The sequence below is a fragment of the Anaerobacillus sp. 63XJN7_5_ISO-PGPR-S23-430 genome (genome assembly GCF_056173695.1).
This window is the reverse complement of sequence record NZ_CM149686.1, coordinates 493,575-517,870: the sequence shown is the minus strand read 5'-3', so window position 1 is coordinate 517,870 and position 24,296 is coordinate 493,575. Positions and strand designations below refer to the sequence as shown.

Annotated in this window: 29 protein-coding genes; 8 read left to right on the top strand and 21 right to left on the bottom strand. The window is 40.1% G+C overall.

Annotation, left to right across the window (positions count from 1 at the left end; genetic code table 11):
* Window positions 1-50: 50 nt before the first annotated feature.
* From AC0VYJ_RS02785 to AC0VYJ_RS02775, 3 genes are read right to left on the bottom strand one after another with little or no spacing between them, the layout of a single operon-like run.
* Window positions 51-482, bottom strand: a complete 432-nt coding sequence (locus AC0VYJ_RS02785) for an ion channel (protein WP_430241492.1) — start codon at window positions 480-482, stop codon at window positions 51-53.
* A gap of 52 nt (window positions 483-534) precedes the next feature.
* The gene (locus AC0VYJ_RS02780; RefSeq protein ID WP_475366470.1) at window positions 535-1,173 is read right to left on the bottom strand and encodes a class F sortase; all 639 of its coding nucleotides are present in this window, start codon (window positions 1,171-1,173) and stop codon (window positions 535-537) included.
* A 24-nt stretch (window positions 1,174-1,197) separates the two neighbouring features.
* Window positions 1,198-2,004 carry a DUF4397 domain-containing protein gene (locus tag AC0VYJ_RS02775; RefSeq protein WP_430241496.1) on the bottom strand — a complete coding sequence of 269 codons (807 nt, stop codon included), beginning with the start codon at window positions 2,002-2,004 and terminating at the stop codon, window positions 1,198-1,200.
* A gap of 168 nt (window positions 2,005-2,172) precedes the next feature.
* On the opposite strand from AC0VYJ_RS02775, the gene AC0VYJ_RS02770 reads away from it, so the two are divergent.
* Window positions 2,173-2,718, top strand: coding sequence for an RNA polymerase sigma factor (locus AC0VYJ_RS02770; protein WP_475366469.1), 546 nt, complete (start codon window positions 2,173-2,175; stop codon window positions 2,716-2,718).
* 40 nt (window positions 2,719-2,758) lie between these two features.
* Here the strand turns inward: AC0VYJ_RS02770 and AC0VYJ_RS02765 are convergent, their stop codons facing one another.
* From AC0VYJ_RS02765 to AC0VYJ_RS02755, 3 genes are read right to left on the bottom strand one after another with little or no spacing between them, the layout of a single operon-like run.
* Window positions 2,759-3,544: an ABC transporter permease gene (locus AC0VYJ_RS02765; protein WP_430241500.1), complete on the bottom strand. Its 786-nt coding sequence runs from the start codon at window positions 3,542-3,544 to the stop codon at window positions 2,759-2,761.
* Window positions 3,545-3,547: 3 nt separating this feature from the next.
* Window positions 3,548-4,339: an ABC transporter permease gene (locus AC0VYJ_RS02760; RefSeq protein ID WP_194220079.1), complete on the bottom strand. Its 792-nt coding sequence runs from the start codon at window positions 4,337-4,339 to the stop codon at window positions 3,548-3,550.
* Window positions 4,332-5,345, bottom strand: coding sequence for an ABC transporter ATP-binding protein (locus AC0VYJ_RS02755; protein ID WP_194220080.1), 1,014 nt, complete (start codon window positions 5,343-5,345; stop codon window positions 4,332-4,334). Before AC0VYJ_RS02755 ends, AC0VYJ_RS02760 begins: the two co-directional genes overlap by 8 nt.
* Before the next feature lie 152 nt (window positions 5,346-5,497).
* On the opposite strand from AC0VYJ_RS02755, the gene AC0VYJ_RS02750 reads away from it, so the two are divergent.
* Complete coding sequence (locus AC0VYJ_RS02750) at window positions 5,498-6,787, top strand: glutamate-1-semialdehyde 2,1-aminomutase (protein WP_475366468.1); 1,290 nt, start codon at window positions 5,498-5,500, stop codon at window positions 6,785-6,787.
* Window positions 6,788-6,965: 178 nt separating this feature from the next.
* The gene (locus tag AC0VYJ_RS02745) at window positions 6,966-8,048 is read left to right on the top strand and encodes an FUSC family protein (RefSeq protein ID WP_194220082.1); all 1,083 of its coding nucleotides are present in this window, start codon (window positions 6,966-6,968) and stop codon (window positions 8,046-8,048) included.
* Between the two features lie 27 nt (window positions 8,049-8,075).
* Here the strand turns inward: AC0VYJ_RS02745 and nikC are convergent, their stop codons facing one another.
* From nikC to AC0VYJ_RS02695, 10 genes are all read right to left on the bottom strand, one after another.
* Window positions 8,076-8,975, bottom strand: coding sequence for a nickel transporter permease (gene nikC / locus AC0VYJ_RS02740; RefSeq protein ID WP_194220083.1), 900 nt, complete (start codon window positions 8,973-8,975; stop codon window positions 8,076-8,078).
* Window positions 8,976-8,989: 14 nt separating this feature from the next.
* Complete coding sequence (locus AC0VYJ_RS02735) at window positions 8,990-9,994, bottom strand: ABC transporter permease (RefSeq protein ID WP_226616545.1); 1,005 nt, start codon at window positions 9,992-9,994, stop codon at window positions 8,990-8,992.
* Between the two features lie 107 nt (window positions 9,995-10,101).
* Entirely contained in the window at window positions 10,102-11,715 is a 1,614-nt protein-coding gene (locus AC0VYJ_RS02730) for an ABC transporter substrate-binding protein (protein ID WP_226616544.1), read from the bottom strand.
* Window positions 11,716-11,743: 28 nt separating this feature from the next.
* On the bottom strand, window positions 11,744-12,724 hold the full coding sequence (locus tag AC0VYJ_RS02725) for an ABC transporter ATP-binding protein (protein ID WP_194220086.1): 981 nt from the start codon (window positions 12,722-12,724) through the stop codon (window positions 11,744-11,746).
* A 14-nt stretch (window positions 12,725-12,738) separates the two neighbouring features.
* Window positions 12,739-13,743 (bottom strand): ABC transporter ATP-binding protein, encoded by a 1,005-nt coding sequence (locus tag AC0VYJ_RS02720; protein ID WP_475366467.1) that lies wholly within the window; start codon window positions 13,741-13,743, stop codon window positions 12,739-12,741.
* A 188-nt stretch (window positions 13,744-13,931) separates the two neighbouring features.
* Window positions 13,932-15,650, bottom strand: coding sequence for an ABC transporter ATP-binding protein (locus AC0VYJ_RS02715; RefSeq protein ID WP_475366466.1), 1,719 nt, complete (start codon window positions 15,648-15,650; stop codon window positions 13,932-13,934).
* Window positions 15,651-15,750: 100 nt separating this feature from the next.
* Window positions 15,751-16,278 (bottom strand): nucleoside tri-diphosphate phosphatase, encoded by a 528-nt coding sequence (ntdP, locus tag AC0VYJ_RS02710; RefSeq protein ID WP_226616541.1) that lies wholly within the window; start codon window positions 16,276-16,278, stop codon window positions 15,751-15,753.
* Between the two features lie 207 nt (window positions 16,279-16,485).
* Window positions 16,486-16,707 carry a hypothetical protein gene (locus AC0VYJ_RS02705; RefSeq protein WP_194220089.1) on the bottom strand — a complete coding sequence of 74 codons (222 nt, stop codon included), beginning with the start codon at window positions 16,705-16,707 and terminating at the stop codon, window positions 16,486-16,488.
* Between the two features lie 150 nt (window positions 16,708-16,857).
* The gene (locus tag AC0VYJ_RS02700) at window positions 16,858-17,532 is read right to left on the bottom strand and encodes an SOS response-associated peptidase (RefSeq protein ID WP_475366465.1); all 675 of its coding nucleotides are present in this window, start codon (window positions 17,530-17,532) and stop codon (window positions 16,858-16,860) included.
* 113 nt (window positions 17,533-17,645) lie between these two features.
* Window positions 17,646-17,966, bottom strand: a complete 321-nt coding sequence (locus AC0VYJ_RS02695) for a gamma-type small acid-soluble spore protein (protein ID WP_194220091.1) — start codon at window positions 17,964-17,966, stop codon at window positions 17,646-17,648.
* A 217-nt stretch (window positions 17,967-18,183) separates the two neighbouring features.
* Between AC0VYJ_RS02695 and AC0VYJ_RS02690 the strand changes: the two genes are divergently transcribed.
* Window positions 18,184-18,378: a hypothetical protein gene (locus AC0VYJ_RS02690; RefSeq protein WP_283153072.1), complete on the top strand. Its 195-nt coding sequence runs from the start codon at window positions 18,184-18,186 to the stop codon at window positions 18,376-18,378.
* Window positions 18,379-18,441: 63 nt separating this feature from the next.
* Here the strand turns inward: AC0VYJ_RS02690 and AC0VYJ_RS02685 are convergent, their stop codons facing one another.
* Both AC0VYJ_RS02685 and mutY read right to left on the bottom strand, forming a co-directional pair.
* Window positions 18,442-19,203 (bottom strand): SDR family NAD(P)-dependent oxidoreductase, encoded by a 762-nt coding sequence (locus tag AC0VYJ_RS02685; RefSeq protein ID WP_475366464.1) that lies wholly within the window; start codon window positions 19,201-19,203, stop codon window positions 18,442-18,444.
* Entirely contained in the window at window positions 19,200-20,300 is a 1,101-nt protein-coding gene (gene mutY / locus AC0VYJ_RS02680; protein WP_475366463.1) for an A/G-specific adenine glycosylase, read from the bottom strand. The genes AC0VYJ_RS02685 and mutY overlap by 4 nt, the downstream gene beginning before the upstream one ends.
* Window positions 20,301-20,551: 251 nt before the next feature.
* On the opposite strand from mutY, the gene AC0VYJ_RS02675 reads away from it, so the two are divergent.
* Window positions 20,552-21,532, top strand: a complete 981-nt coding sequence (locus tag AC0VYJ_RS02675; RefSeq protein WP_475366462.1) for a metal-dependent hydrolase — start codon at window positions 20,552-20,554, stop codon at window positions 21,530-21,532.
* Between the two features lie 65 nt (window positions 21,533-21,597).
* Here the strand turns inward: AC0VYJ_RS02675 and AC0VYJ_RS02670 are convergent, their stop codons facing one another.
* Window positions 21,598-21,867 (bottom strand): YfhJ family protein, encoded by a 270-nt coding sequence (locus AC0VYJ_RS02670; protein ID WP_159781055.1) that lies wholly within the window; start codon window positions 21,865-21,867, stop codon window positions 21,598-21,600.
* A 136-nt stretch (window positions 21,868-22,003) separates the two neighbouring features.
* On the opposite strand from AC0VYJ_RS02670, the gene sspK reads away from it, so the two are divergent.
* Both sspK and AC0VYJ_RS02660 read left to right on the top strand, forming a co-directional pair.
* Window positions 22,004-22,159, top strand: coding sequence for a small, acid-soluble spore protein K (gene sspK / locus AC0VYJ_RS02665; protein ID WP_371018515.1), 156 nt, complete (start codon window positions 22,004-22,006; stop codon window positions 22,157-22,159).
* A 25-nt stretch (window positions 22,160-22,184) separates the two neighbouring features.
* Complete coding sequence (locus AC0VYJ_RS02660; RefSeq protein ID WP_194220098.1) at window positions 22,185-22,343, top strand: YpzG family protein; 159 nt, start codon at window positions 22,185-22,187, stop codon at window positions 22,341-22,343.
* Window positions 22,344-22,367: 24 nt separating this feature from the next.
* Here AC0VYJ_RS02660 and AC0VYJ_RS02655 read toward each other — a convergent pair whose 3' ends face one another.
* Window positions 22,368-22,688 (bottom strand): YfhH family protein, encoded by a 321-nt coding sequence (locus AC0VYJ_RS02655; RefSeq protein ID WP_475366461.1) that lies wholly within the window; start codon window positions 22,686-22,688, stop codon window positions 22,368-22,370.
* Window positions 22,689-22,784: 96 nt separating this feature from the next.
* Between AC0VYJ_RS02655 and AC0VYJ_RS02650 the strand changes: the two genes are divergently transcribed.
* Window positions 22,785-23,456 (top strand): SDR family NAD(P)-dependent oxidoreductase, encoded by a 672-nt coding sequence (locus AC0VYJ_RS02650; RefSeq protein WP_475366460.1) that lies wholly within the window; start codon window positions 22,785-22,787, stop codon window positions 23,454-23,456.
* Here the strand turns inward: AC0VYJ_RS02650 and recX are convergent.
* Window positions 23,443-24,252, bottom strand: coding sequence for a recombination regulator RecX (gene recX, locus AC0VYJ_RS02645; RefSeq protein WP_475366459.1), 810 nt, complete (start codon window positions 24,250-24,252; stop codon window positions 23,443-23,445). The genes AC0VYJ_RS02650 and recX overlap by 14 nt on opposite strands.
* Window positions 24,253-24,296: the final 44 nt, after the last annotated feature.

The window sequence follows — 24,296 nt, the reverse complement described above, 5'->3', positions numbered from 1 at the left end:
TACGCCTCCTTAAATCTTCTTAAGATAAGCGTAACGAAATTCATTCGAACTTACAACTTGGGGCTTTCACGATAGTCAACGATGGTCGTGACAAAAAATGCGGCTGGCATTAAGTAACCGATTAACGCCTCAAAAATCGCAATCCATCTTCCAACTCCAATTGGAGTAAGATCTCCATAGCCAACCGATAGAAGCGTAACCGCACTGAAATAAAGGACAGATTGAACTCTTGTAAACGGTGTTAATGTCATATCCGCAAGATCCATTTGACCTTCTTGAAGTACAGGAATATCAAGGATAATGAGGCTTAAATACATACTCCCAAAAGCGATAATCATCGTTAAATAAACAAGGAACAGTAGAAACATCTTATAAACAGACAGGAGACTACCAGGCACTCTCGTTCTTTTCATAAGAGCTACCATACTTCTCCCAACACTAATAAGGGCAAGAATAATAGCACAAGTAATCAATAAGAGCATTAGTAAACACCTCATAATAGGTTTATGAGGTGTTCGTTGAATTTAGGACGAACTATTCTGAAACAAGTGTCGTGTAGACAACCATCCGCTCCTCGTGTGTTCCTGCATCTCGATCAAATGTCCCTGTACAAGTAATTAAATTGAGGCTTGATTTAGAACTTGTTCCAAATACTTTCTCGAGTGGCGCTTTATTTCTAGGATAAGACTCAACAGCATGCACCTCAAAATCATACGCCAATCCATGTTCATCCGTAACTGTAACGAGATCTCCAGCTTCTAAATCTCCAAGGTGAAAGAACACCGATGGTCCAGTTTTGTTATCAACGTGACCGGCAAGGACGGCATTTCCTCTTTCACCAGGTTTCGCTCCAGGCTGATACCATCCAACGTTACGTTCATCTTTGGGCACATCCATTTGCCCATCTGTTAATTGGCCCACATGCTCCACTTTTGCGTCTACATTAATAGCTGGAATGGATAATTGGGCTGGAATGATTCCTACTAAAGCAGGTTCAACGGATTCGTTACTCTTAGATGAAGAAGATGCTGTTAAATCTGGAGCAGAGATCAGATGTGTTTCCTCATTATTAGGTAAAACTTCTTTCATTTCATCTGATTGATTAGAAGAAGAGGAGCAGCCTGCCGCTGCTCCTAAAAGTAACATACTTAATAAAAGCTTTTTAAACGGCATATGCGCTCCTCCTTCTACCTTGATTTAAGCTGTTTGCTTCTTACGAAGATAAATTCCAGTTCCTGCTGCTAGAATAGCTCCTCCAAGAAGTGCCCATGCAACTGTATGAGACTGATCAGCTGTACCACCCATACCTGTTTGGGGCATGTCTGAAGGCATATTTGTCGCATCAACCATCGGCCATGCTTCAAGAGTTGGTTCACCTTCTACAAGACCTACCGCATAAACAGAGTAAACATAGCCTTCTTTTAATTCAACACCAGGAATCTCAAGAACAACGTCTTCAGAACCTGCTGGTCGAACTTCAAGATCAACAGTCATAGGATCAACTTCAGCGTAGTCTGACGTTGATTTAAATGCTACATCTGAGAATAGAACGTCTCCGTCTTTAACGGCTACATCTACATTAGGTGCATCTGGAGACGCATGTACAACCCTTACTTTTGCTTTTCCTTTAGAAGCTTCCATATCATCGCTTAGCGCCCAAAGGGAGATGCTATCTAGCGTACCTACTGCAGCAGCAGAATACTTCATGCCTTCTTCAAGCGTCACTGACTGACTGATAACCGGCTCGCCTTCTCCATTCTCACCAGCTGGGAATACTTCAATTTCGTGATCTCCTGCAGGAAGAGCCATGTATTCTGTCGCCTGTTTATATTCAGCACCTTCTACAACTGCCTCACCATCTACATAAACATCAACTGCAGGTGCATCTGGAGACGCATGAATCACTCGTACCATTGCTTCATGATTATCTGCGAATGCCGTACCACCAATAATCCCAAACATCATAACCATCGCAACTGCGGCTGCCATAAACTTCCTAAGCATTCAATCCGCTCCCTTTATTTAATTTTTGTTATACTTTTGTATAACCTTTGTTCATTAACTAATACGACAAAATATTTGCAATCGGATCACTTTTTTACACTTTCATTGTTTTTATTTCGAATTCAAGGGAATAAAGCTACTAGCAAAGCTCGGAGGAGGAACTTATTAATGAGTAAAGGCAATTATGCGATTGCTTACTGGGAAAGTGGAAATGAAGATCATTTCAAAATTTTTTGTGTAGAAAACCACCAGACTCTTTTACGAATCGCCCGTCGCATTGTAAATGACCAGCAAATTGCCGAAGAGATCGTTCAGGATGTTTATTTAGAAGTTTGGAATAAGCGAAATCAATTCAAGCCTGATAAAGGTAAACTCTCCTCGTGGGTTAACCAGATCACACGAAACCGAGCTATTGATCGGATTAAGAAAGAGCAGCGTAATTTTAAAGAAACAGTTGTTGAAGATCACCAGTTGGTCGATAAAGAACTTTATATTCAAGATGACTTTGGAAACAAAGATATGATTGATGGAGCCTTAAATACTTTGAATACAGAACAAAAAGAAATTCTTAAACTCATCTACTTAGAGGGTTATAGTCAAGCAGAAGTAGCTTCCAAAAAGAAGATTCCCCTTGGAACAGTGAAAAGTCGCGTTAGGCTTGGCATGAAAAAATTAAAAGAAACGATCGATTTATCATTATTAGAAACTGTCTAATCATAAACAAAAAGTCCAGAGGGAGATCCCTCTGGACTTTTTAGTTACCTGCGCCCCTGTATTTCGTGACGCCAATATTCCACATAAAGATGGCGAATCCAAAAAACGCCACTCCCATAACAGGTGTAAGAAAAGCATAACCATACCATTCTTCACGACCTAAGAAATAAGCTGATGGATACACTCCTACAAAAGCAAATGGTAAGATCCACGTTAATACAAAGCGAATCACTTTATTATAAATATCCACTGGGTATCTCCCATAGTTCCCGATATTGTACATCATTGGCATAATACTTGTTCTGCTATCAGACCAAAAGCTAATGCTTGCTAGTAGAATAAAAATACCTGCATACACAAATGCACCACCTAAAACCATAAAGAGAAATACAATAGGATCGTACCAGGACATACTTAGATCAAGTCGATTCCCCGCATAAACCATAACAGCGATTCCTGTGATAACCCCAAATAAAGATTCAAGCTCCATTCGTTCTAAAATAATCTGAAATAAACTATGAACGGGTCTTGTTAGAATCCGATCCATTTCACCCTTAACAATATACCGCTCGTTAAAGTCCCAAATGTTAAAAAATGCTCCGAAGATAGCAAAAGGAACGAGGAAAAATCCGTAGATAAAGATGATTTCATCCTTCGACCAGCCGCTAAGCATATTTGTATGCCCAAACACGACAAGTATAAAAATCAAATTAACTGCCTGAAACAATAAGTCAGACATAATTTCCATTAGCATATCTACACGATAAGTTAATCTCGTTTTCATATATTGCGAGACATATAGAAAGAAAATACTAGCATGCTTCATTTGTCACCCTCCCTGCACAATCAAGCGTTTTTTGGCAATTACCCATAGCGCTTGAATTGGAAGAATCAAAATAACCGCCCAGACAAGCTGGAAAAGAATCGCTTCCCAAACCGCACTTCCAGTAAAACCTTCTGTGAAAATCATACTTGGAATATAGCTAATGGCTTGGAACGGTAGAAAGTCCATGACATTCTGTGCCCAACCTGGATAGAAACTAATTGGAAGTAATAACCCTGAGAACAAATCAATCACAACGCGCTTTGCTCGAATCAGTCCATCGTTGTTAAAGAAGAAAAAGGTCATAACGCCTGTCAGCAGATTAATTTGAGTATTAACAATAAAACTTAGAATAATTGCTACCATAAAGAACAACCACGTCGACAGTGCAGCCGAAAATTCAATCGGGAAAATGAGGCTAACAATAATCATCCCTGGAATTGAGAAGAAGCTTAATCTAAAAATCCCTTCTCCAAGCCCCTGCATCGTCTTCATTATTAAATAATGATAGGGGCGTATAAATTCAACTGCTACCTTTCCCTCTTTAATCTCCTGAGCGATTTCTCGATCAATATTATTAAAATAGAAAGCTCTTGCCATCCAAGCCACAGCAACATATGTTGTCATTTGAATAACTGATAATCCTTCAATTTCCCCTTTTCCACCGTAAATCGCATTCCATAGAAAGTAGTAAGCACCAATGTTAATGCTGTAAATTAAAATTCCGCTATAATAGTTCGTCCGATAGGCAAGCATCATTAAGAAGCGGACGCGAATCATCTCAATGTACTTACCCATTACGCATGCCCTCTTCATAGATATTTCGAATAATCTCTTCAGTCGAAATTTCATGAATCTTAATATCCGTAATCCTGTTTGCTGCTACGACTCTCCCAATTACTTCGGAAATGACATGCTCTTCATTCACTACATTCGCGATCCACACATTCTCGCGATCACCTTTTGTCCATTCTGCTTCAAGTTCCTTCAATAAAGGTTGAAGTTGTTCACCACTAACCTGTTCACCAAATTGAAATTCAATTTGCTTCCCTTCTCCCCAATTAGAACGAAGCTTTGCAAGCTTGCCATCATATATAATCTGGCCTTCATCTAGCATAACAACCCGATCACATAACGCTTCAATATCCGTAAGATCATGAGTCGTAAGTAAAATCGTTGTCTTATACTTCTCATTAATCTCTTTTAAGAAATTACGGATCTTTAATTTAACTAGCACATCAAGTCCAATTGTCGGTTCATCTAGAAATAGAAGCTTAGGGTTATGAAGAAGAGCTGCGGCTAACTCACACCTCATACGCTGGCCAAGCGATAATTTCCGAACCGGTTTATCAAGTAAAGGACCAATATCTAGAGACTCAATCACATGATTCATATGCTCGTTATAAACATCATCTGGTACGTTATAGACTTTTTTAAGCAAACGAAATGATTCTTGTACGGCAATGTCCCACCACAATTGAGATCGTTGCCCAAATACAACTCCAATGGATCGAACAAACTTCTCTCGTTCTTTATGTGGATCCATTCCATTTACACGAACAGTTCCAGAAGTGGGCGTTAGAATACCCGTTAGCATTTTGATACTCGTCGACTTCCCGGCTCCATTTTCTCCAATATAACCTACCATTTCACCTTCATTAATGGTAAAAGAAATATCTTTAACAGCCGAGATGACCTTATAATTACGCGTAAAAAGATCTCGAAACGCTCCTTTTAAACCAGAACGACTCGAGTGAGATTTAAAATCTTTACGCAGTTCCTGTACATCAATCACTTTTTCCATACGTCTTCCTCCTTTTAACACACCAACTTAGTTTACAAGAGCAGCTTGTAATAAACAATATTTGAGCTTTCACTTAAGCGGCAAGAGTGTTTCGTTACACTCTAGTCATGCTACAATGGAGTTTGATGAACAAGCATTACAAGGAGGTCAACATGAATTTCACGAAATCAGAACAACATCATAAAGAATCACTCGATATTATGCTAGGTGGCGTAAACAGTCCATCTCGCTCATACAAAGGCGTTGGAGGAGGCACTCCTGTCTTTATGGAAACAGCTAAAGGTCCTTATTTCTGGGATGTCGATGGTAACAAATACATAGACTACCTTGCAGCATACGGCCCTATCATCACTGGTCATGCGCATCCACATATTACTAAGGCCATCACAACAGCAGCTGAGAACGGCGTGTTATACGGTACACCAACCGTCTTAGAAAATCGGTTCGGTTCGATGCTTCAAGAAGCCATCCCTTCTCTAGAGCGCGTTCGATTTGTGAACTCTGGTACGGAAGCAGTAATGACAACGATACGCGTAGCTAGAGCCTACACAGGTCGCAACAAGATTGTGAAATTTGCTGGCTGCTATCATGGACACTCTGATCTTGTGCTAGTTGCCGCCGGTTCTGGTCCCGCTACCCTTGGAAGTCCTGACTCAGCGGGTGTCCCAAAAAGCATCGCTAAAGAAGTTATCACCGTACCATTTAATGACATTGAAGCTTATAAAGAAGCAATGGAGAAATGGGGAGATGAAGTAGCCGGAGTTCTCGTTGAACCGATTGTTGGGAATTTCGGAATTGTTGAACCTGAGGAAGGTTTCCTTGAAAAAGTAAATGAGATCACACATCAATATGGGGCGCTCGTTATTTATGATGAAGTTATCACTGCATTCCGCTTTATGTATGGTGGTGCCCAAAACTTACTTAATGTTGAACCGGATATGACGGCACTAGGAAAAATCATTGGTGGTGGCCTTCCAATCGGCGCATACGGTGGGAAACGCGAGATTATGGAACACGTTGCACCACTTGGTCCAGCTTATCAAGCTGGGACAATGGCAGGTAATCCAGCCTCTATCTCAGCCGGTATTGCGTGTCTTGAAGTTCTTCAAGAAGAGGGCGTCTATGATCATTTAGACAAACTTGGAGAACGTCTTGAGAAGGGAATCCTCCTTCATGCACAGGAAGCTGGTATCCAAATTACAATCAATCGTCTCCGAGGAGCTTTAACTGTCTACTTTAATAACGAGAAGGTTATTAATTACAAACAAGCTGAAGACTCCGATGGAGAGAAATTCGCCCGCTTCTTTAAACTAATGCTCAGTGAAGGTATCAACCTTGCCCCTTCTAAATATGAAGCATGGTTCTTAACAACAGAACACACTGAAAAAGATATCGATGATACGCTTGAAGCAGTAAAGCGCGTCTTTCATCAAATGGCTTAGCGAAAAGACAGAATGAAGTTCCTTCATTCTGTCTTTTCTACTATCTTTGTTATTATTGAAAATAGGGCTTGCTATCCTGACCATTCCGATGTATAACTAGAACGTCTCATATGTTTAAAAGAGGAAATAGAGGATACTCTCTATACTAAAAGTACTCGACGAAAGGACTTACAATAGAATGAAGTTTGGTGCCCGTATTTTTAAAACAGGGCTAGCGATTACTCTCGCACTTTATATTGCAACATGGCTTGGACTCGAGCCTCCGACCTTTGCTGGCGTAGCTGCATTATTTGCCATTCAGCCGTCGATTTACAGATCTTATCAAACCGTTATTGATCAATTTCAATCCAATATTATTGGAGCCGTGCTTGCAGTTATACTCGTTCTGCTCTTTGGAAATCAGCCAATCGTAATTGGTCTAGGTGCGATCATCATTATCGCCATTAATATTAAATTAAAAATCGAAAGTACGATTCCACTCGCAATCGTAACTGTTATTTTAATTATGAATGCTCCTCAGGAGGAATTCATCACTTTTGCGACAAACCGATTCTTAGTCATTATGGTCGGTGTGATCAGTTCTTTCTTTGTGAACTTAGTTTTCGTGCCACCGAGATATGAAACGAAATTATTCCACAAAATTGTGAGCAATACAGAATATATTTCACAGTGGATCAGGCTTGCTACTAGAAACGATGCCGAACATAAAGTATTGAAAGAGAACTTAATTAAGTTGAAAGAAGATACAGTTAAAAGTGATCAGTATTTTCTTCTATACAAAGAAGAGCGTACGTACTTCAAACGCAGAGATTTTGTAAAAGCACGTAAGCTCGTCCTATTTAGACAGATGATTGCTACAACAGAAAAGTCACTTGCTATACTAAAAATGCTTGATCAACTTGATGTGAAGATTTTGATCATGCCTGACGAGGTCAGGAAGATGATTCAGACTCATCTCGATGAGCTAACAAATTATCACGAACGCATCCATTTAAAATATATCGGAAAAGTGAGGAACCAGTCTCCCGAGGAAATGTTAAACACCGTTGGATCTGGGGAGTCTACCTTAACCGAACGCTATGTTGACTTATACGAAAATGGCGAATGTAATCGCGAGCTTTGGATGACAATATTCCCCCTAATCGGAATGATTATCGATTACCACGATCATCTTGAACACCTTGATTTACTTGTCGATAGCTTTCATTCCTATCACCAGGAAGAAAATGAAGTTGATATTCAGGAACTTCATGCCAAATAAAAAAATCAGCCGATACGGCTGATTTTTTTATTTCTTCATTTTTGGATCAAGCGCATCTCGAAGACCATCACCAAGTAGGTTAAATCCAAGAACCGTTAGCATAATCGCAAGTCCCGGAAAGAATACAGTCCATGGTGCCTGAATAATATACGAACGTGAATCTGCAAGCATTTTCCCCCACTCAGGCTGTGGTGCCTGTGCACCAAGACCAAGAAAACTAAGGGCCGCTGCCTCCAGAATAGCCGTTGCAATTGCAAGTGTTCCTTGCACAATTATAGGTGCAAGTGAATTTGGCAATATATGATGAAAAATGATTCTTGAATCTTTCATCCCAACAGCTCTAGCCGCCATAACATACTCTTCCTGCTTCACACTTAACACCCTTGATCGAACAAGCCTTCCAAAGTTAGGAATATTAATAATCGCAATCGCGATAAGTGCATTTCTTAGCGATGGTCCTAGTACAGCAACAACAGCAATAGCAAGAAGAATACTTGGAAACGCAAGCATAATATCAAATATACGTGAAATAATCGTATCCACTAGCTTACCGTAATAACCTGCTACCATACCTAGTAAACTCCCTACCGCCGCTGAACCTAGTACAGCAAAAAAGCCAACCCATAAAGAAATTCTTGCCCCATAAATTATACGTGATAAAATATCGCGACCGAAATCATCGGTTCCAAACCAATGACTGGCTGATGGAGATTGAAGTCGTTCACCTAATTTTTGTTCGTTAATCCCTTCAGGAGCGATGACCCCTGCAAAGATCGCTAGAAGAATGAAAAAAAGTACAATCCCCATGCCGACCATCGCTAGCTTATTTCTCCTGAATCCTTTCCAGGCTTCACGCCATGGCGATAATACTTCTTCATCTGGTTGCTTTTGAACATTCACTTTTTTTTGCGGAGCAATTTCAGCCATCTTAGAAGCCCCCTTTAGTTGTATTTAATTCGAGGATCAATTGCAGCGTATAACAGATCGACAATGAGATTAATAAAAACAAAGATGACAGCAACGATGAGAATACCAGATTGAATCACTGGGTAGTCTCTGAAATTAATGGCGTCGTAAATATAACGACCGATTCCTGGCCAACCAAATATAGTTTCAGTAAGAATAGCTCCACCTAGTAAGAGACCCATTTGAAGTCCAATAACAGTAAGTACAGGAATAAATGCATTTTTTAATGAATGCTTATACACAACCCAAAACATCTTTGTACCTTTTGCTCGAGCTGTTCGAACAAAATCAGAGCGCATAACCTCAAGCATACTTGAGCGTGTCATTCGAGCAATGATAGCCATCGGTATTGTTCCAAGAGCAATACCAGGTAGAATCAAATGCTTAACCACTTCTACAAATTGATCCATTCTTCCCTGAAGTAAGGTATCAATAAGATAAAGATGTGTGATAGCATCAACAGGGTTTCTCACATTTTCGCGACCTGTGGATGGTAGCCACCCAAGTTCAAGCGAGAATGCCCATTGTTCCATCAAACCAAGCCAGAAAACAGGCATCGACACACCGACTAGCGCAAGTACCATAGCCGTATAATCGAACCAAGAGTTTTGAAACCATGCACTAATAATCCCTGCATTGACGCCAATAAAAATAGCTATAACCATCGCCACAAGCGACAGTTCAAGAGTAGCAGCAAGATATGGCCAAATTTCTCCACTAATATCTGAACTTGTTCGAAGAGATGTGCCTAAATCACCTGTAAACAAGTTTTTAATATAGTCGATATATTGTAGATACCACGGCTGATCGAGGCCAAGCTGTTTGGTTAAACTTTTTATCGCTTCCTCTGTTGCCTGTTGACCTAAAATGACCTGGGCAGGATCTCCAGGAATAGCTCGAATCATAAAGAACACAATAAGTGTCATTCCAAATAAAACCGGGATAAGCATTAGCAATCGTCTAACTGTATAAGCAAGCATCTACTCACCTCTTCTTCCATCTGTAAAATCACATGCCGTTCTATATGTATAAAACTAATTTATTTTGAAGAATAAAAGGGGAGTTTATCACTCCCCTTCTTTATTTCCTATTGAAGCGTTACTTTCGTTAGCTTGTCAGAACCAGTTGGATGCGGTGAGAATCCTTTAATTGTACTAGAGCCACCAAGTGCTGGCTTAGAATGTACAAGAGGAATCCACGGTGCATCTTCATGGATGATTTCTTGAGCTTCTGCATAAATCTTATTACGCTCTTCTTCATCTGGAGTCGACTGTGCTTCGATTAGAAGATCATGAAGCTCCTGGTTTTCATAGTACGTATAGTTGTTGCTTCCAATGTTATCCTGATCAAGGAGTACATATAGGAAGTTATCAGCGTCACCATTATCCCCTGTCCAACCTAGCAAGAAGCTATCAGCTTCACCATTACGAGCTTTTTCAAGATAAGTTGCCCACTCGTACGATTTGATTTCAGCATCTACGCCAATTTCTGCGAAGCTTTTCTGAAGAACTTCTGCTACTTTTTGACCATCTGGCATATATGGACGTGGAACAGGCATTGCCCAAAGCTCCATTTCAAAACCATCTTCATAGCCAGCTTCTTTTAGAAGTTCCTTCGCTTTATCAAGATCATATTCATAACCTTCAATATCATCGTTATATCCACCGATTACCGGAGGCATTGGGTTTTTCGCTGGTTCAGCTTGTCCAGCATAGAAAGAATCGATAAGCGCTTGCTTGTCCACAGCGTGGTTCAGCGCCTGACGTACAAGCTTATCTTTTAATGGCCCACGATTTGTTGTCAATCCAACGTATCCAACGTTCATAGAAGGACGGAAGAAAGTTTGAAGGTCGCCATTGTCTTCTACCTGCTGAACATCAGAAGGGTTAAGGCCATCCATCAAATCGATTTCCCCAGCCATTAAGGCATTTAGACGTGCTGAGTTATCAGGAATCGCTCTGAAAATAACACTATCAAGTTTTGGATAACCATCCATCCAGTACTCTTCGTTTTTATTTAGAACGATTTTGTCATTTCTGTTCCACTGATCAAATACGAACGGACCAGTACCTACAGGATTTTCACCAAACTTATCGCCCTGCTTTTCAAGTGCATCTGGACTAGCAATCGCAAATGGAGACATCGCGATATTTTTTAAGAATGGCGCCTGTGGACGCTTCAATTTAAATTCAACTGTGTAATCGTCTTTCGCCGTTACACTTTCAATAACGTGTCCTTCGTCACCTTTAAATCCACCGAACATGGATTTATAGTAATAGAAAGCTTCTTCATTCCCATTCATCCAACGTTCGAAGTTGTAAACAACGGCGTCTGCATTAAAGTCTGTACCGTCATGGAACTTCACGCCCTCACGAAGTGTGAACGTATACGTCTTGCCATCGTCAGAAACTTCCCACTCTGTTGCAAGTGCTTCCTGTACATCTGTGTTATCATCACCGTAATCAAGGAGAGTATCAAAGATGTTCTTTGTTACTTTAAATGATTCCCCGTCTGTAACAGACGCTGGATCAAGTGATACGGAGTCACCACCGCGACCAAAGATCAACGTTCCACCTGCTTCTTCGCCTCCGTCTCCGGAGTCTCCCCCACCATTGCCATTCGTTTCGTTAGATCCACCGCAACCGGCTAGACCAATCGAAAGAAGCAATACAAACATTAATGAAAAAATGGTCTTCTTCATGTTCTTCCCCCTTAGTCATGTGTGTGATTTATACATGGTCTTCTTCATACAGATGACACGCTGTATAGTGCCCAGGTTCTATCTCCCTGAATTCGGGAACTACGGAGCTGCACACGTCCATCGCCTTAGGACATCTTGTGTGAAAAGGACACCCTGATGGCGGATTAGATGGACTTGGTACATCTCCAGTAAGAATAATTCTGTCTTTCCCATATTCAGGATCTGGAACCGGCACCGCTGAAAGAAGAGCCTGTGTATACGGATGTTTTGAATCCAAATAGAGCTTTTCACTATCTGCCATTTCAACAATGCGCCCAAGGTACATCACTCCGACACGATCGCTAATATGACGAACAACTCCTAAATCATGAGCTATAAACAAATATGTTAGTCCAAGCTCTTTCTGAAGATCTTCTAAAAGATTTAATACTTGAGCTTGGATCGAAACATCAAGTGCTGAAACAGGTTCATCCGCAATAATTAACTTCGGATTAACTGCAAGTGCACGTGCTATACCTATTCTTTGTCGCTGTCCACCACTGAATTGGTGAGGATAACGTTTGGCGTGGTAGGCACTAAGACCAACAATTTCAAGAAGTTCTCTTACCCTTTTTTTACGCTCTGCTTTATTACCAAGCTGATGAACGATAAGAGGTTCTTCGATAATTTTCTCAACTGTATGTCTCGGATTAAGAGATGCAAAAGGATCCTGAAAGACCATCTGAATATCTTTTCTAAGGTGACGAAGATCCTTTTTGTTTAAACTGGTCATTTCTTTTCCATCGAAGAGAACTTCCCCTTCACTTGGCTCAAGAAGTCTCATCAACATCCGACCAGTTGTAGACTTCCCACATCCGCTTTCCCCAACTAACCCAAATGTTTCTCCTTTATGTAAGGTAAAAGTTACACCGTCCACAGCCTTCACTGTTCCTACCTGCTGTTTAAGTACGCCTCCCTGAATTGGGAAATGCTTCTTAAGCTGTTTTACTTCAAGTAATGCTTCTTGCAAAATAGGCGCCCCCTTTAGCTTTTCACATTCTCTAATATAGCTGCTTTTTTCTCGTCTTCATGAAGCCAGCACCTAGCCTGTTGTCCTGGTCCTGCATCTAACAACGTTGGATTCTCTTCAAAGCATTTATCGAAAGCAAAACTACAACGCGGAGCAAAATGACATCCTTTTTGAATCGAACCTGGTTTTGGCACATTTCCAGGGATAGAATACAGCCTGTCTTTTCGAACTCTCACATCAGGTACTGATTCGATTAACCCAATCGTATACGGATGCTTTGGATGCTGAAAAATGTCACTTGTTTTTCCCTGCTCAACGATTTTGCCAGAGTACATAACAACAATACGATCACAAATTTCTGCGACTACACCCAGATCGTGTGTAATCATAATAATCGATGTATTAGTTTCTTGGTTCAATTTCTTCATGAGCTCGAGAATCTGAGCTTGAATCGTCACATCAAGAGCTGTTGTTGGCTCATCCGCAATGAGTACTTCTGGTTCACATGCCATCGCCATCGCAATCATAACGCGCTGCCGCATTCCCCCAGATAATTGATGAGGGTAATCATTCATAAGTTCTTCAGCCCGTGGAAGCCCAACTAGTTTAAGAATTGATATAGCATGCTCCCAGGATTTTTTCTTGTTCCATTTTTTATGTATTCGAATTCCTTCAACGAGCTGATTGCCGATTCTAAATACAGGATTAAGGGATGTCATCGGTTCCTGAAAGATCATTCCAATTTCATTTCCCCTTATTTTTCTCATCTCTTTCTCTGATTTCGTAAGAAGGTTTTCCCCTTTGTATGTAATTTCTCCTCCTACAACTTTTCCTGGGGCCTGAATAAGTTGCATGATGGACAATGAAGTCACACTCTTTCCAGAGCCAGACTCCCCAACAATCCCAAGTACTTCACCTTTATTTACATGAAAGTCAACGGAGTCTACTGCTGGAATCTCTCCATCATCAGTAAAAAAGTGCGTTTCTAATCCACTAACATTTAATACTGGATGTTCCATACACTCACCCCTTTCCGTAAATTCTGAATTTTTTAATTAAACTAAAATCTGCTTCTCATTATTACATTATTTTTGTTAGTTGGCAACGCTTATTGAGGTAATTTTCTGTCTTTTTTTGACGCTTTTACGCGATAATATGCATATTTAAACAAAAAAAGCACCTCAAAGAGATGCTTTTTGATGAATAACTATAAATTTTGTACTTGAAACAAGTTATGGTAGGACCCTTTCCGTTTCATGAGCTCTTGGTGATTCCCGCTCTCTGAAATTTGGCCGTTTTCTACCACCACGATACGGTCAGCATGCGTCACTGTTGCTAGACGGTGTGCGACAATAAAGGTTGTGCGATCTTTCGCAAGTACTTCAAGCGCTTCTTGAATAAGATGTTCACTTTCAAGGTCAAGTGCTGACGTTGCTTCATCAAGAATTAAAATAGGCGGATTTTTAAGAAATACTCTTGCGATTGCAATCCGTTGTTTTTGTCCACCAGACAGCTTCACACCTCGTTCACCAACGGGCGTATCATATCCGTCTTGAAGGTTCATGATGAACTCATGAGCGTTAGCAGCCTTTGCAGCTTGTATAACTTCTTCTTCAGAGGCATTTGGATTCCCCATCATGATATTCATTCGAACGGATTCACTAAATAGGATGTTATCCTGAAGAACCATTCCAATGTTATCTCTCAGGCTTCTTGCTTCATAATCCCGTATGTCTGTACCGTCAATTAGAATACTCCCACCCGTCACATCATAGAAACGTGGAATTAAGCTGACAAGTGAGGATTTACCGCCACCGCTCATTCCTACAAGCGCAATGGTTTCTCCAGCACGTACATTAAGATCAATTCCTTTTAGAACAGGTAGATCCTCTTCGTTATATTTAAATGAAACATTTTCAAATTGGATATTTCCTCGAACATTGTTTAACTTTTTTGCATCTTTTCTATCTACAATATCGTATTTTTCATCGACAAATTCAAATACACGATCCATTGATGCAATGGCTTGGGTTAATGTGGTAGACGAATTCACCAATCTTCTTAAAGGACTATAAAGCCGGTCCATATAAGTCACAAACGCAACCATTTCACCGATTTGAAGTCCACCCGAAATCACAAGATACGCTGAAAAGGCGATAACAATAAGAGGAGCTACATCCGTAATCGTATTAACGACAGCAAACGTTTTGGCATTCCACCTTGTATGATCAAGTGCTCGTTCTAAGAAATTCGTATTTCTTTTGTTAAATTGCTCTTGTTCATAATCTTCTAAGGCAAAACTTCGAATCACAGACATCCCTTGTACTCGTTCATGAAGATGACCTTGAACTTCTGCAAGTGCCTGTGAGCGATCCTTTGTTAAATCACGAAGACGCTTATAGAAAAATTTAACTGACAGTCCATACAGAGGAAGAAGAACAATTGCTGCAAGCGTTAGCCAAACATTCATAAATGATAATATACCGATAATGATGACGATGGTAATGAGATCAAGCCAAACATTCATCATCCCAGTAATGACAAATGTTTTTGTTTGCTCCACATCATTTATTACTCTTGAGATGATTTCCCCTGCTTTGTTATTAGAGTAAAACTTCAAACTTAATTGTTGGATATGAGAAAATAATTTATCTCGTATATCATACAGAATCTTACTTCCAATCCACTGAGCATAATACTGACGGAAGTATTCTACCGGTGGTCTGACAACGACGAATAGAAAGAAAGCTCCTCCCATCAACCAAAGAAGCTGCTCATACTTATCCCCAGCTGGCATTTCTGCATTGATAATGTCATCAATGACGTACTTTAAAATCAATGGAAGGAGAAGAGGAATACCAAACTTTAATATTCCAATTCCAATCGTTATCCCAATTTGTTTTTTATACGGTCTTACAAAGGTCATATACCTTTTTATACTACCCAGATGGCATCATCCTTTAGTTAATCACATGCTGTTTTTATATCATGCAAAAACCTGTTGAAAAACATTCAACAGGTTTTTCTTACCTATATTGAAGGAACTGTTCATACCACTGATCTACAAATCCAGGGGCAAACGGTCCTTTTCTTTGATGAATCCAGTTCATCAGTTCTTTTACATTTTGTTGTATAATACGATCGACTGCTTCGGGATAATTCATTTCTTCGCGGTGTGCTTCATACTCATCTTCATCTAATAACTTAAACGTCATATCAGGATAGATCTTAATATCAAGATCGTAATCAATATACTTCAATGCTTCTTCATCGTAAGTAAATGGAGTACCTAAATTACAATAATAATATAGCCCATCTGTTCTGATCATTCCAATGACATTGAACCAGTGGTTTGCACTAAAGTAGCAAATCGCAGGTTCACGCGTTCTCCATTGTCTTCCATCAGCTTCAGTCACAAGAATGCGATCGTTTCCGCCGATTATTTCTTTGGATGTGCCTTTAAGTACGATGCTTTCTTCCCAAGTACGATGTAGCGTACCGCGATGTTTATAGCTTTGAATTTGAATTCTCGTCCCGGTCGTTGGGAAACTCATCTTCTTCTCCTTTCCTAAGAAATTCCGGAAAACGATGAATGCCTTTTGCATACAGGCAGACTCACAGCATCCTTTCTTTCTTACCGTTCAATACATGGCTATTATCAAAAATCTTACATCTCATCTATATTCTTCTCTATTATAACGCTTAACAAAATAAAATTAAAATAAAAGCGCCACTCGAATAGAATGGCACCCAATTTCAGCTTAATAAATAGGGGTTTTTTCAAAGGTAGAGATGACGTCCGAAATAAGTCGTTCAAACTCATCCTCCATAAGTGATAGCATCTCTTTTCTTTCTACAATTATGGCATTTCTACCCTTTTCTTCATCCAGAATATCCTCTAAGCTTAGAATTTCTTCCTTCGTACGAATCATTTGATCGGCAAGCTTGAGCTGCTGTTGAATGAGCTCATCAAACTCCTTCATTTAACCTCTCCTTCCAAATTGTGATTTTTGACATTCCCATGGAGCAAGCTAATACCATTAGCGATTTCTAGCAAGCCTTCATCAAAAAAGAAATTCCATAAACTCATGTGAAATCCTTTGGGAACTTCTGTAGAGAAGTCAGGAGTTTTGTCATAAACTCCCTACAGGAGCAATACATTCTGGTTGTTCATTTCTAGGGGAATTCACAAGCGTCGAAACTTCATACGCATTCATTTCCTTAGAGGATATGGGCTTCATACAACTGCTTAAGATTTCACTATCACTTACTGTATCATCCAGCCAAATCCTCTCATCATCTCTTGTTAAAATGACGGGCATGCGATTATGTATCTCTTTCATAAATTCATTTGCTTCTGTGGTAAGTATCGTACATGTAAAATGATTTTTGTCGCCATCATTCCATTTTTCCCACAACCCCGCCATTGCAAACGGCTCACCCTTTCTTACTTGGATCCGCATCGGAATTTTTTGATCCTTCGTCTGCTTCCATTCATAAAAACCATCCGATAATATTAAACACCTTCGCTGCTTAAGAGCATGCTTAAAGCTCGCTTTCTCCTGAGCTGTTTCACTTCGCGCATTGATTAATTTATTTGAGATAGACGCATCCTTTGCCCAGAATGGAATTAGCCCCCAACGCAAGGTTCCCATTCGATTCATTTGATTTGTTCTAATCACAGCCGGGATTTGTTGAGATGGTGCTATATTAAATCGTGGTATATATTCATCCATGCTCGTTTGATCAATTTGAAACCTTTCAAGTAACACGTCGAGTTCTGTCGTTAGCGAGAATCGTCCGCACATAACCAACACCCCTTCCTATATTAGATTGTTTCTCCACTTGTCTTATAATCCCTACCAGCATTTAACTAACGAAAAACAGGGCTGACTAAGTCAGCCCTGTCCGGGAAGTTCGATTATTGTTGCTGCTGGTTCTTAGCAGATGCTTGCTGCTTATTTTGAGCAGACTTCGCGTTGCGAGCTTTCACTTGTTGTGCATCCGTTTCGCTTGCAAATTCAGCACCGTATTGTTGCTGAGCTGCTTGTCCTGCAGATGCTTGCTGCTTATTTTGAGCAGACTTCGCGTTGCGAGCTTTTACTTCTTGTGCATCTGTTTCATTTGCAAATTCAGCACCGTATTGTTGCTGACCAGCTTTACCAGCAGAAGCTTGTTGGTTCTGCTGTTTCGCTTGTTGAATGTTTGCACCAGCTTGTGTTTGTCCTGGTTTCTTTGCCATGGCTTATCACCTCCCACAAACAATAGAATATCCAGTAACATGATTCTTATGTATTGTTTTTAGAAAAACTTGTTTCGGGTGCAAATAAACAAAAATATCCCTTATAGGACTGTTACTTGATAGCTTATCAGGAATGAACATTTCATCATGCTTTCCATCTCTTCCCCTTCATACTGTTCAAATCAATGATACAAACTAAGAAGAAGAAGGAGGTTAAATGATGAATAATCGAGATATGACAGAGCTTTCTATGATGTCTAAAAAGGAGTGGGTGGACGAAGAACTATCTTTTTTTCACTATAGCCTTCAACAGGTTACTCCTTACTTAAATAGCGAAGGCGTAGCTATCCATCGAGAAATAATGAAAGAAATTGAACAGCGTGGTGGGCTCTCAGCATTTATGCCCGAATAAAATCCAGTTCTTCGTCAAAAAAACAACCTTCTGAAACTCTTCAGAAGGTTGTTTAAGTAAATGTTAGAAATTTGATTTCGATTGTCCGCCATCGACGTTGATTGTCGCACCAACAATCCATGAAGCTTTTTCAGAGGCAAGGAAAACAACGGCATTCGCCACTTCGTCAGTTGTCCCAAATCTTCCTCCTGGTATTTCTTTATCTACAAATTCAGCTATTTTCTCAGGATTATCATCAAGTCGTTTCTGCCAGTTCCCTGATGGGTGCAGAATGGCTCCTGGAGCAACCCCATTCACGCGGACACCGTCTTTAATTAGCTCATCAGCCATAGCTTTAGTAAAACTAATCATAGCCGATTTTGAATTATTATAAGTTGGTTTCCCACCAGATTCACGACCGAAGATAGAAGAAATATTGATGATTGCGCCACTTCCCTGTTGCTTCATGATTTCGGCAGAAAGCTGACTAAGGTGTACCGCTGAGTAGTAATTAAGCTCCATTGCTTTATGGAATTGAGATATATCCGTCTCCATAATTGTCGAACCACTGCTTCCCCCAGCGTTGTTTACTAAGATATCAAGTGAACCAAATTGCATGATGAAAGAATCAATGAGCTGGACGCGCTTCCGCTCATCCGTCACATCCGCTTCAAAAATGGCTAAGTCCTGACCAATTTCCTTCCTAGCCAATTCGAGATCATCACGATTTCTACCGCAAATCCCCACTTTCGCACCTTCTTCATAGAATACCTTCGCAATCGACTTTCCAATTCCCTTAGAGCCTCCTGTAATAAGAACGCGCTTGTTTTCAAGATTCAAATTCACTCTGCTTCATCTCCTTCTAAAATCAAATTGACAATTTTTTGGTGAGCGACAGGAAAGGCATAATCTCGCAACTCATTCTTACTAACCATTTTCGCCTTTTCATGATCGATATGGCCAATAAATGATCCTTTATAAACTGTTAATTGCCATTTTAAATGGCTAAAAATATGATTAAACGAGGATAATTCCTTCTCAATCTTAGAGTTAATTTCATAAGTATCTTGTAAATGGTGTTTGAGCTGATTTTCTTTCAAGCCACCTTCTGTTAATTCAACGTTTGGAAATTCCCACAAGCTTGCCAGAAGTCCTTTCTCCGGACGCTGTCGAATAAGAAATTTGCCTTCATTATTCTCAAGAGCTATAACTGCAATCGGTACGGGTCTGGGGGCTTTTTTCTTTGATTTAATTGGCAGCTCTTCCTGCGACCCTTCAGCAAAGGCTCTACAATGCTCTTGTACAGGGCAAAGAAGACACGAAGGGGATCTTGGTGTACATACAATCGCACCAAGCTCCATCATCCCCTGATTGAATGAGGATGGATCCTCATCGGAAATAATTCGTCGAGTTACTTCTTCAAACGTCTTTCTTGCTGATGGTTTGGCAATATCCTCCCAAATCCCAATAATTCGCGAAAGAACACGCATCACGTTTCCATCAACAGCTGGCTGTGGTATGTCATAAGCAATGCTTAAAATTGCCCCAGCAGTGTAGGGCCCTACTCCCTTAAGTTCAGATATTTGCTTGGGATTATTCGGCACTATACCGTTATAAGTCTCTGCTACTTCTCGAACAGCATTTTGAAGATTTCTCGCCCTTGAGTAATAACCAAGCCCTTCCCAGGCTTTTAATACATCTGCCTCTTCAGCATTTGCAAGTGCCTCCACAGTAGGAAAAAGGCTCATAAACCGCTCAAAATATGGGATTACAGTGTCTACTCTCGTTTGCTGTAGCATAATTTCAGATACCCATACACGATAAGGATCCTGATTCTCACGCCAAGGTAGTGTACGCTGCTCTTTTTTAAACCAGGCAATAAGGTCCTGTTGGAACTGCTTTTCATCGAAATAATGTAAAAGGTCTGTCACTTTCTCTGTCATGGATCAACTCTCCGATATGATATATTAAATGGTGTTAAAAGATTTATTTAAATTTACTAAGAAACTTCCTCAACCTTCGTCTATCACATATAATAACGCATCATACCTTTTCATTCACCTTTTAACTTTTCACATTCGTTCAAATTGGGTATAACTAAATAAAGAATGCAAAATAGACATAAATTCTTTTTGGTCTATTTACGATCGTTAGCTAAACGATCGATACGTTTCATAAGGAGGATTCTTAGCCTATGGATACTGGGACACATGTGGTCATGGGACTGGGGATTGGAGCTCTTGCAACGTTAGATCCAGCTATTGCACAGGACCCCATTACCGCTCAAAGCGTTCTAATTGGAGCGCTAATAGGATCGCAGGCCCCGGACTTTGATACTGTGCTTAAACTTAAAAATAACGCTGTCTATATCCGACACCATCGTGGAATTACTCATTCCATTCCTGCAGTTCTTCTCTGGCCAATCATTATTAGCAGCGGAATAATGGTGTTTTTTCCTGAAACAAATTGGCTCCACCTTTGGTTATGGACATTTCTTGCTGTCTTCATTCATGTGTTTGTCGATATTTTTAACGCATATGGAACGCAAGCCATTAGGCCATTTTCTAACAGATGGGTAGCCCTTGGCGTCATTAATATTTTTGATCCATTTATTTTTCTCAGTCATATTGGTGGATTAATTCTCTGGTATTTGGGAGTCAATCCTGGGTACACTTTCCTCACGATCTACGGCATACTTATTCTCTATTACGTTTGGAGAATAATTGAACAGAAGAAAGTGATTCATGCTGTGAGAAAGCGAATTCCAGATGCAGTCGAAGTGATCGTCTCACCAACAATTCGTTGGAGCAGGTGGCATATCGCAGTTAAATCTGAGACACAGTTTTATGTAGCTCGCGCTGAAGGAACTACGATCCATATTCAAGACGTATTTGATCGCGTTCCTGTTCCTAAAACACCAGTACTGGAATCTGCGAAGGAAGATCCTAACTTAAGTGCATTTCTTTCATTCTCACCAGTTTATAGATGGGAGATTGAAGAAAAAGAAGTTGGATATGAAGTTCGCTTTATTGATCTTCGCTATCGAAATAAAGGCCATTATCCATTTGTCGCCGTGGTACAAATGGAAGATCAGCTCGAAATAACGAGTTCCTATACTGGATGGGTTTACAGCGAAGATACGTTACGAAAGAAATTAGATCCCGCTCTTGATTAGTCGTTAACTTTATTTTATGACACAGAAAACCGACTGGGCACATAATGTGCCCAGCCGGTTTTTGTTTAATGTTTTATGCTTCTGTCATCTCCAAAATACCCTTTATATTTTGGATTATTCATCATGAAATCATGTAAAACAGGACCATAGTAGTCAATCCATTGCTTTACAATTTTTTCAGTTACATCCTGACCTTTATACTCTCTGCCTGCCTTGGCTCTTGACGATTCAAAATCCTCCCAAAGCAACTCCACCATTGTTCTCGCTTGACCATAAGAGAGGTGATCATTTTTCTCAAGAAGGTTATGAGTAAGCCTTTGAAATAAATCTTCCATGAGGCATTCTCCTTTCGTGGTGTAATTCAAATTCTGTCTAATAAATAACTTTGTTTGGCACATAACATTCCGACCGAATTCGCATACTAATGGTGTGCCTGATTCACAACACGATATTGGAAAGGGGCGCACGCTGATGAGAAATAAAAAAACCGGATTTCCAGATGCTAAATTTTCTGGTGAACCCCGCGCAAAAGAAGAATTCGCATCAAAACGTGCTGACGGGTCGATTAACACTCATCCACAAGAGCGGATGAATGCTTCAAATCGGACAGGCCACCGTCAGGGATAATTCTCTTATACAGGAGGTAGCATCTATGGGAAAAAATAACCGAGATAGACTTCATCCGAAATATGAGGATCCATTCCAATCTCCGCGTGCAAATCCAAAACACGCTCATAATCAGGTGAATGGAGAAACGCAGCAAACTTATAACGATATCGTACTACAGGTACAAACACGTAAACGATCGTAAAAATGATGAAATAAGAGAGCAGCGTTACTGCTGCTCTTTTTGAATTAACATCGAAATAGGGAATGCTTCAATCTCATCGCTACCGTCACGGTTTCCCCATGCAAACGTCCCATTCATATAATCGATAATAAACGTAGAACCTGGATCACCATCAATTTCATATTTATGGCCCGGTATAAAGTCATCCGGGTTTAATAAATACGATTTAGCAAGTGCAATCCTTCGTTCATGAACGGCGAATTCATTGACAATGCCCATTTGCTCCGCTCTACGTGCTTTTTCGCTTAAGAGGGCAATTTCATTTCTTAGTTCCTGCTCACTCATATCACTGAAACGCTTTTCCATCCTTGACCTCCATCATCATCAATTCTTCCCCAAGTATAGTTCATTTTCTACTTCCTGACAAAAATATGCTACGCTTACAGAAAGGAGTGATTTTATATGAAAACCATTTTAATTACGGGTGCCGGTTCTGGCCTCGGAGCTGAGCTTGCAAAACAGTGGGCAACTAAAGGACACCATGTCGTACTTGTTGGTCGAACCAAACAAAAACTTGAATCCATTGACCAGGAAATCAAAAATAATAAAGGTGTCTGTTCCATTTATGAATGCGATATAACTGATCCTGAAGAACTTAAAAAACTGAAACAAGCAATGGATCGGGATAATCTACAAATTCACATGCTTGTAAACAATGCTGGTACAGGAACGTTCGGGGCTTTAGAAGACATTACTATTTCTGATATACATAAGGTTATTGATACAAATGTGAAAGGCACCATTTTTGCAACACAAACGTTCCTCCCTACATTAAAAAGCATGGAAGGTCGCATCATGAATATTATTTCTACCGCTGGTTTAAAAGGGAAAAATCACGAAACCGTCTACGTCGCTTCTAAATATGCGATAAGAGGTTTTACTGAGAGCTTATGGAAAGAACTAGAGGGCACGGGTGTCAGTGCAACTGCTGTTTATATGGGAGGGATGAATACTCCATTTTGGGCGAATTCCGATCATATTAATGATGTATCAAGACTTAAATCCCCATTTGAGAAAGCCCTCCAAATCATCGAGGAAGATGAAGGACAAAATGAGATATTTATTGATCGTTAAGTTCTTCTAGATATTTATTAATAAGCGGAAAAGGAAACCCTTTACGATATAAAAATTGCTTCATTTTATGATCGAATTCACGGCGCTCGAGTTTGCTATAGCGTCGTTCCGCTTTTTGGGCCTGAAGCACGAGCGCTTCCCATTCCTCGTCTTCTCCTTTTTCTAGATCGATTTGCTGCATCACTTCTTGAATGATGTCACGATCGAAGCCTTTGGCTCTTAGTTCCTGATTTACTTTCTGCCTTTGTTCCGTTGCTGAAGAAGTCTTTAGCTTTGATGCTTTTTTCTCAGCTAACTTAATTGCAATCTCAAGCTGTTGCTCATATGAGTATTCTTCAAGTGCTTTATCGGTCATCTTTTTATTAACTCCTTTTTGGTTGAGCTCTTGCGCGATGACAAATGGACCTTTTGCGCCTCCATTTACTTTTGTTCTAACAAAAGCAATAGCGAATTCAAGATCATTCACGTATCCATAGCGATGAAGCTTTTTGAAAATAGCTTCGAATGCCTCTTCAGGTATTTCCTTTTTAGTAAGGTATTCTTTCACCTCTTTTTCAGAGCGCATCCGGTAAGATAAATAATTTAACGCGTAATTCATGCCTTTTTTCACCTGGTCTTCAAAATGAATTCCTTCAAGCATCTCGTCGCTTAATTCGACGCCTTTTCGAAGACCAAAGCTGATCAGAACATCCTGGTCAACACCGAAACCAAATTCTTCACCTGAACCTTTATCTATAAATATCGAAAATCGTTCGTTATTGTTTTTTTGCGTTGTTATACGCGTAACCTTGACCAATGCACTCACCTCCACTCACATTGTAGCACTTTCTGAATAAACGA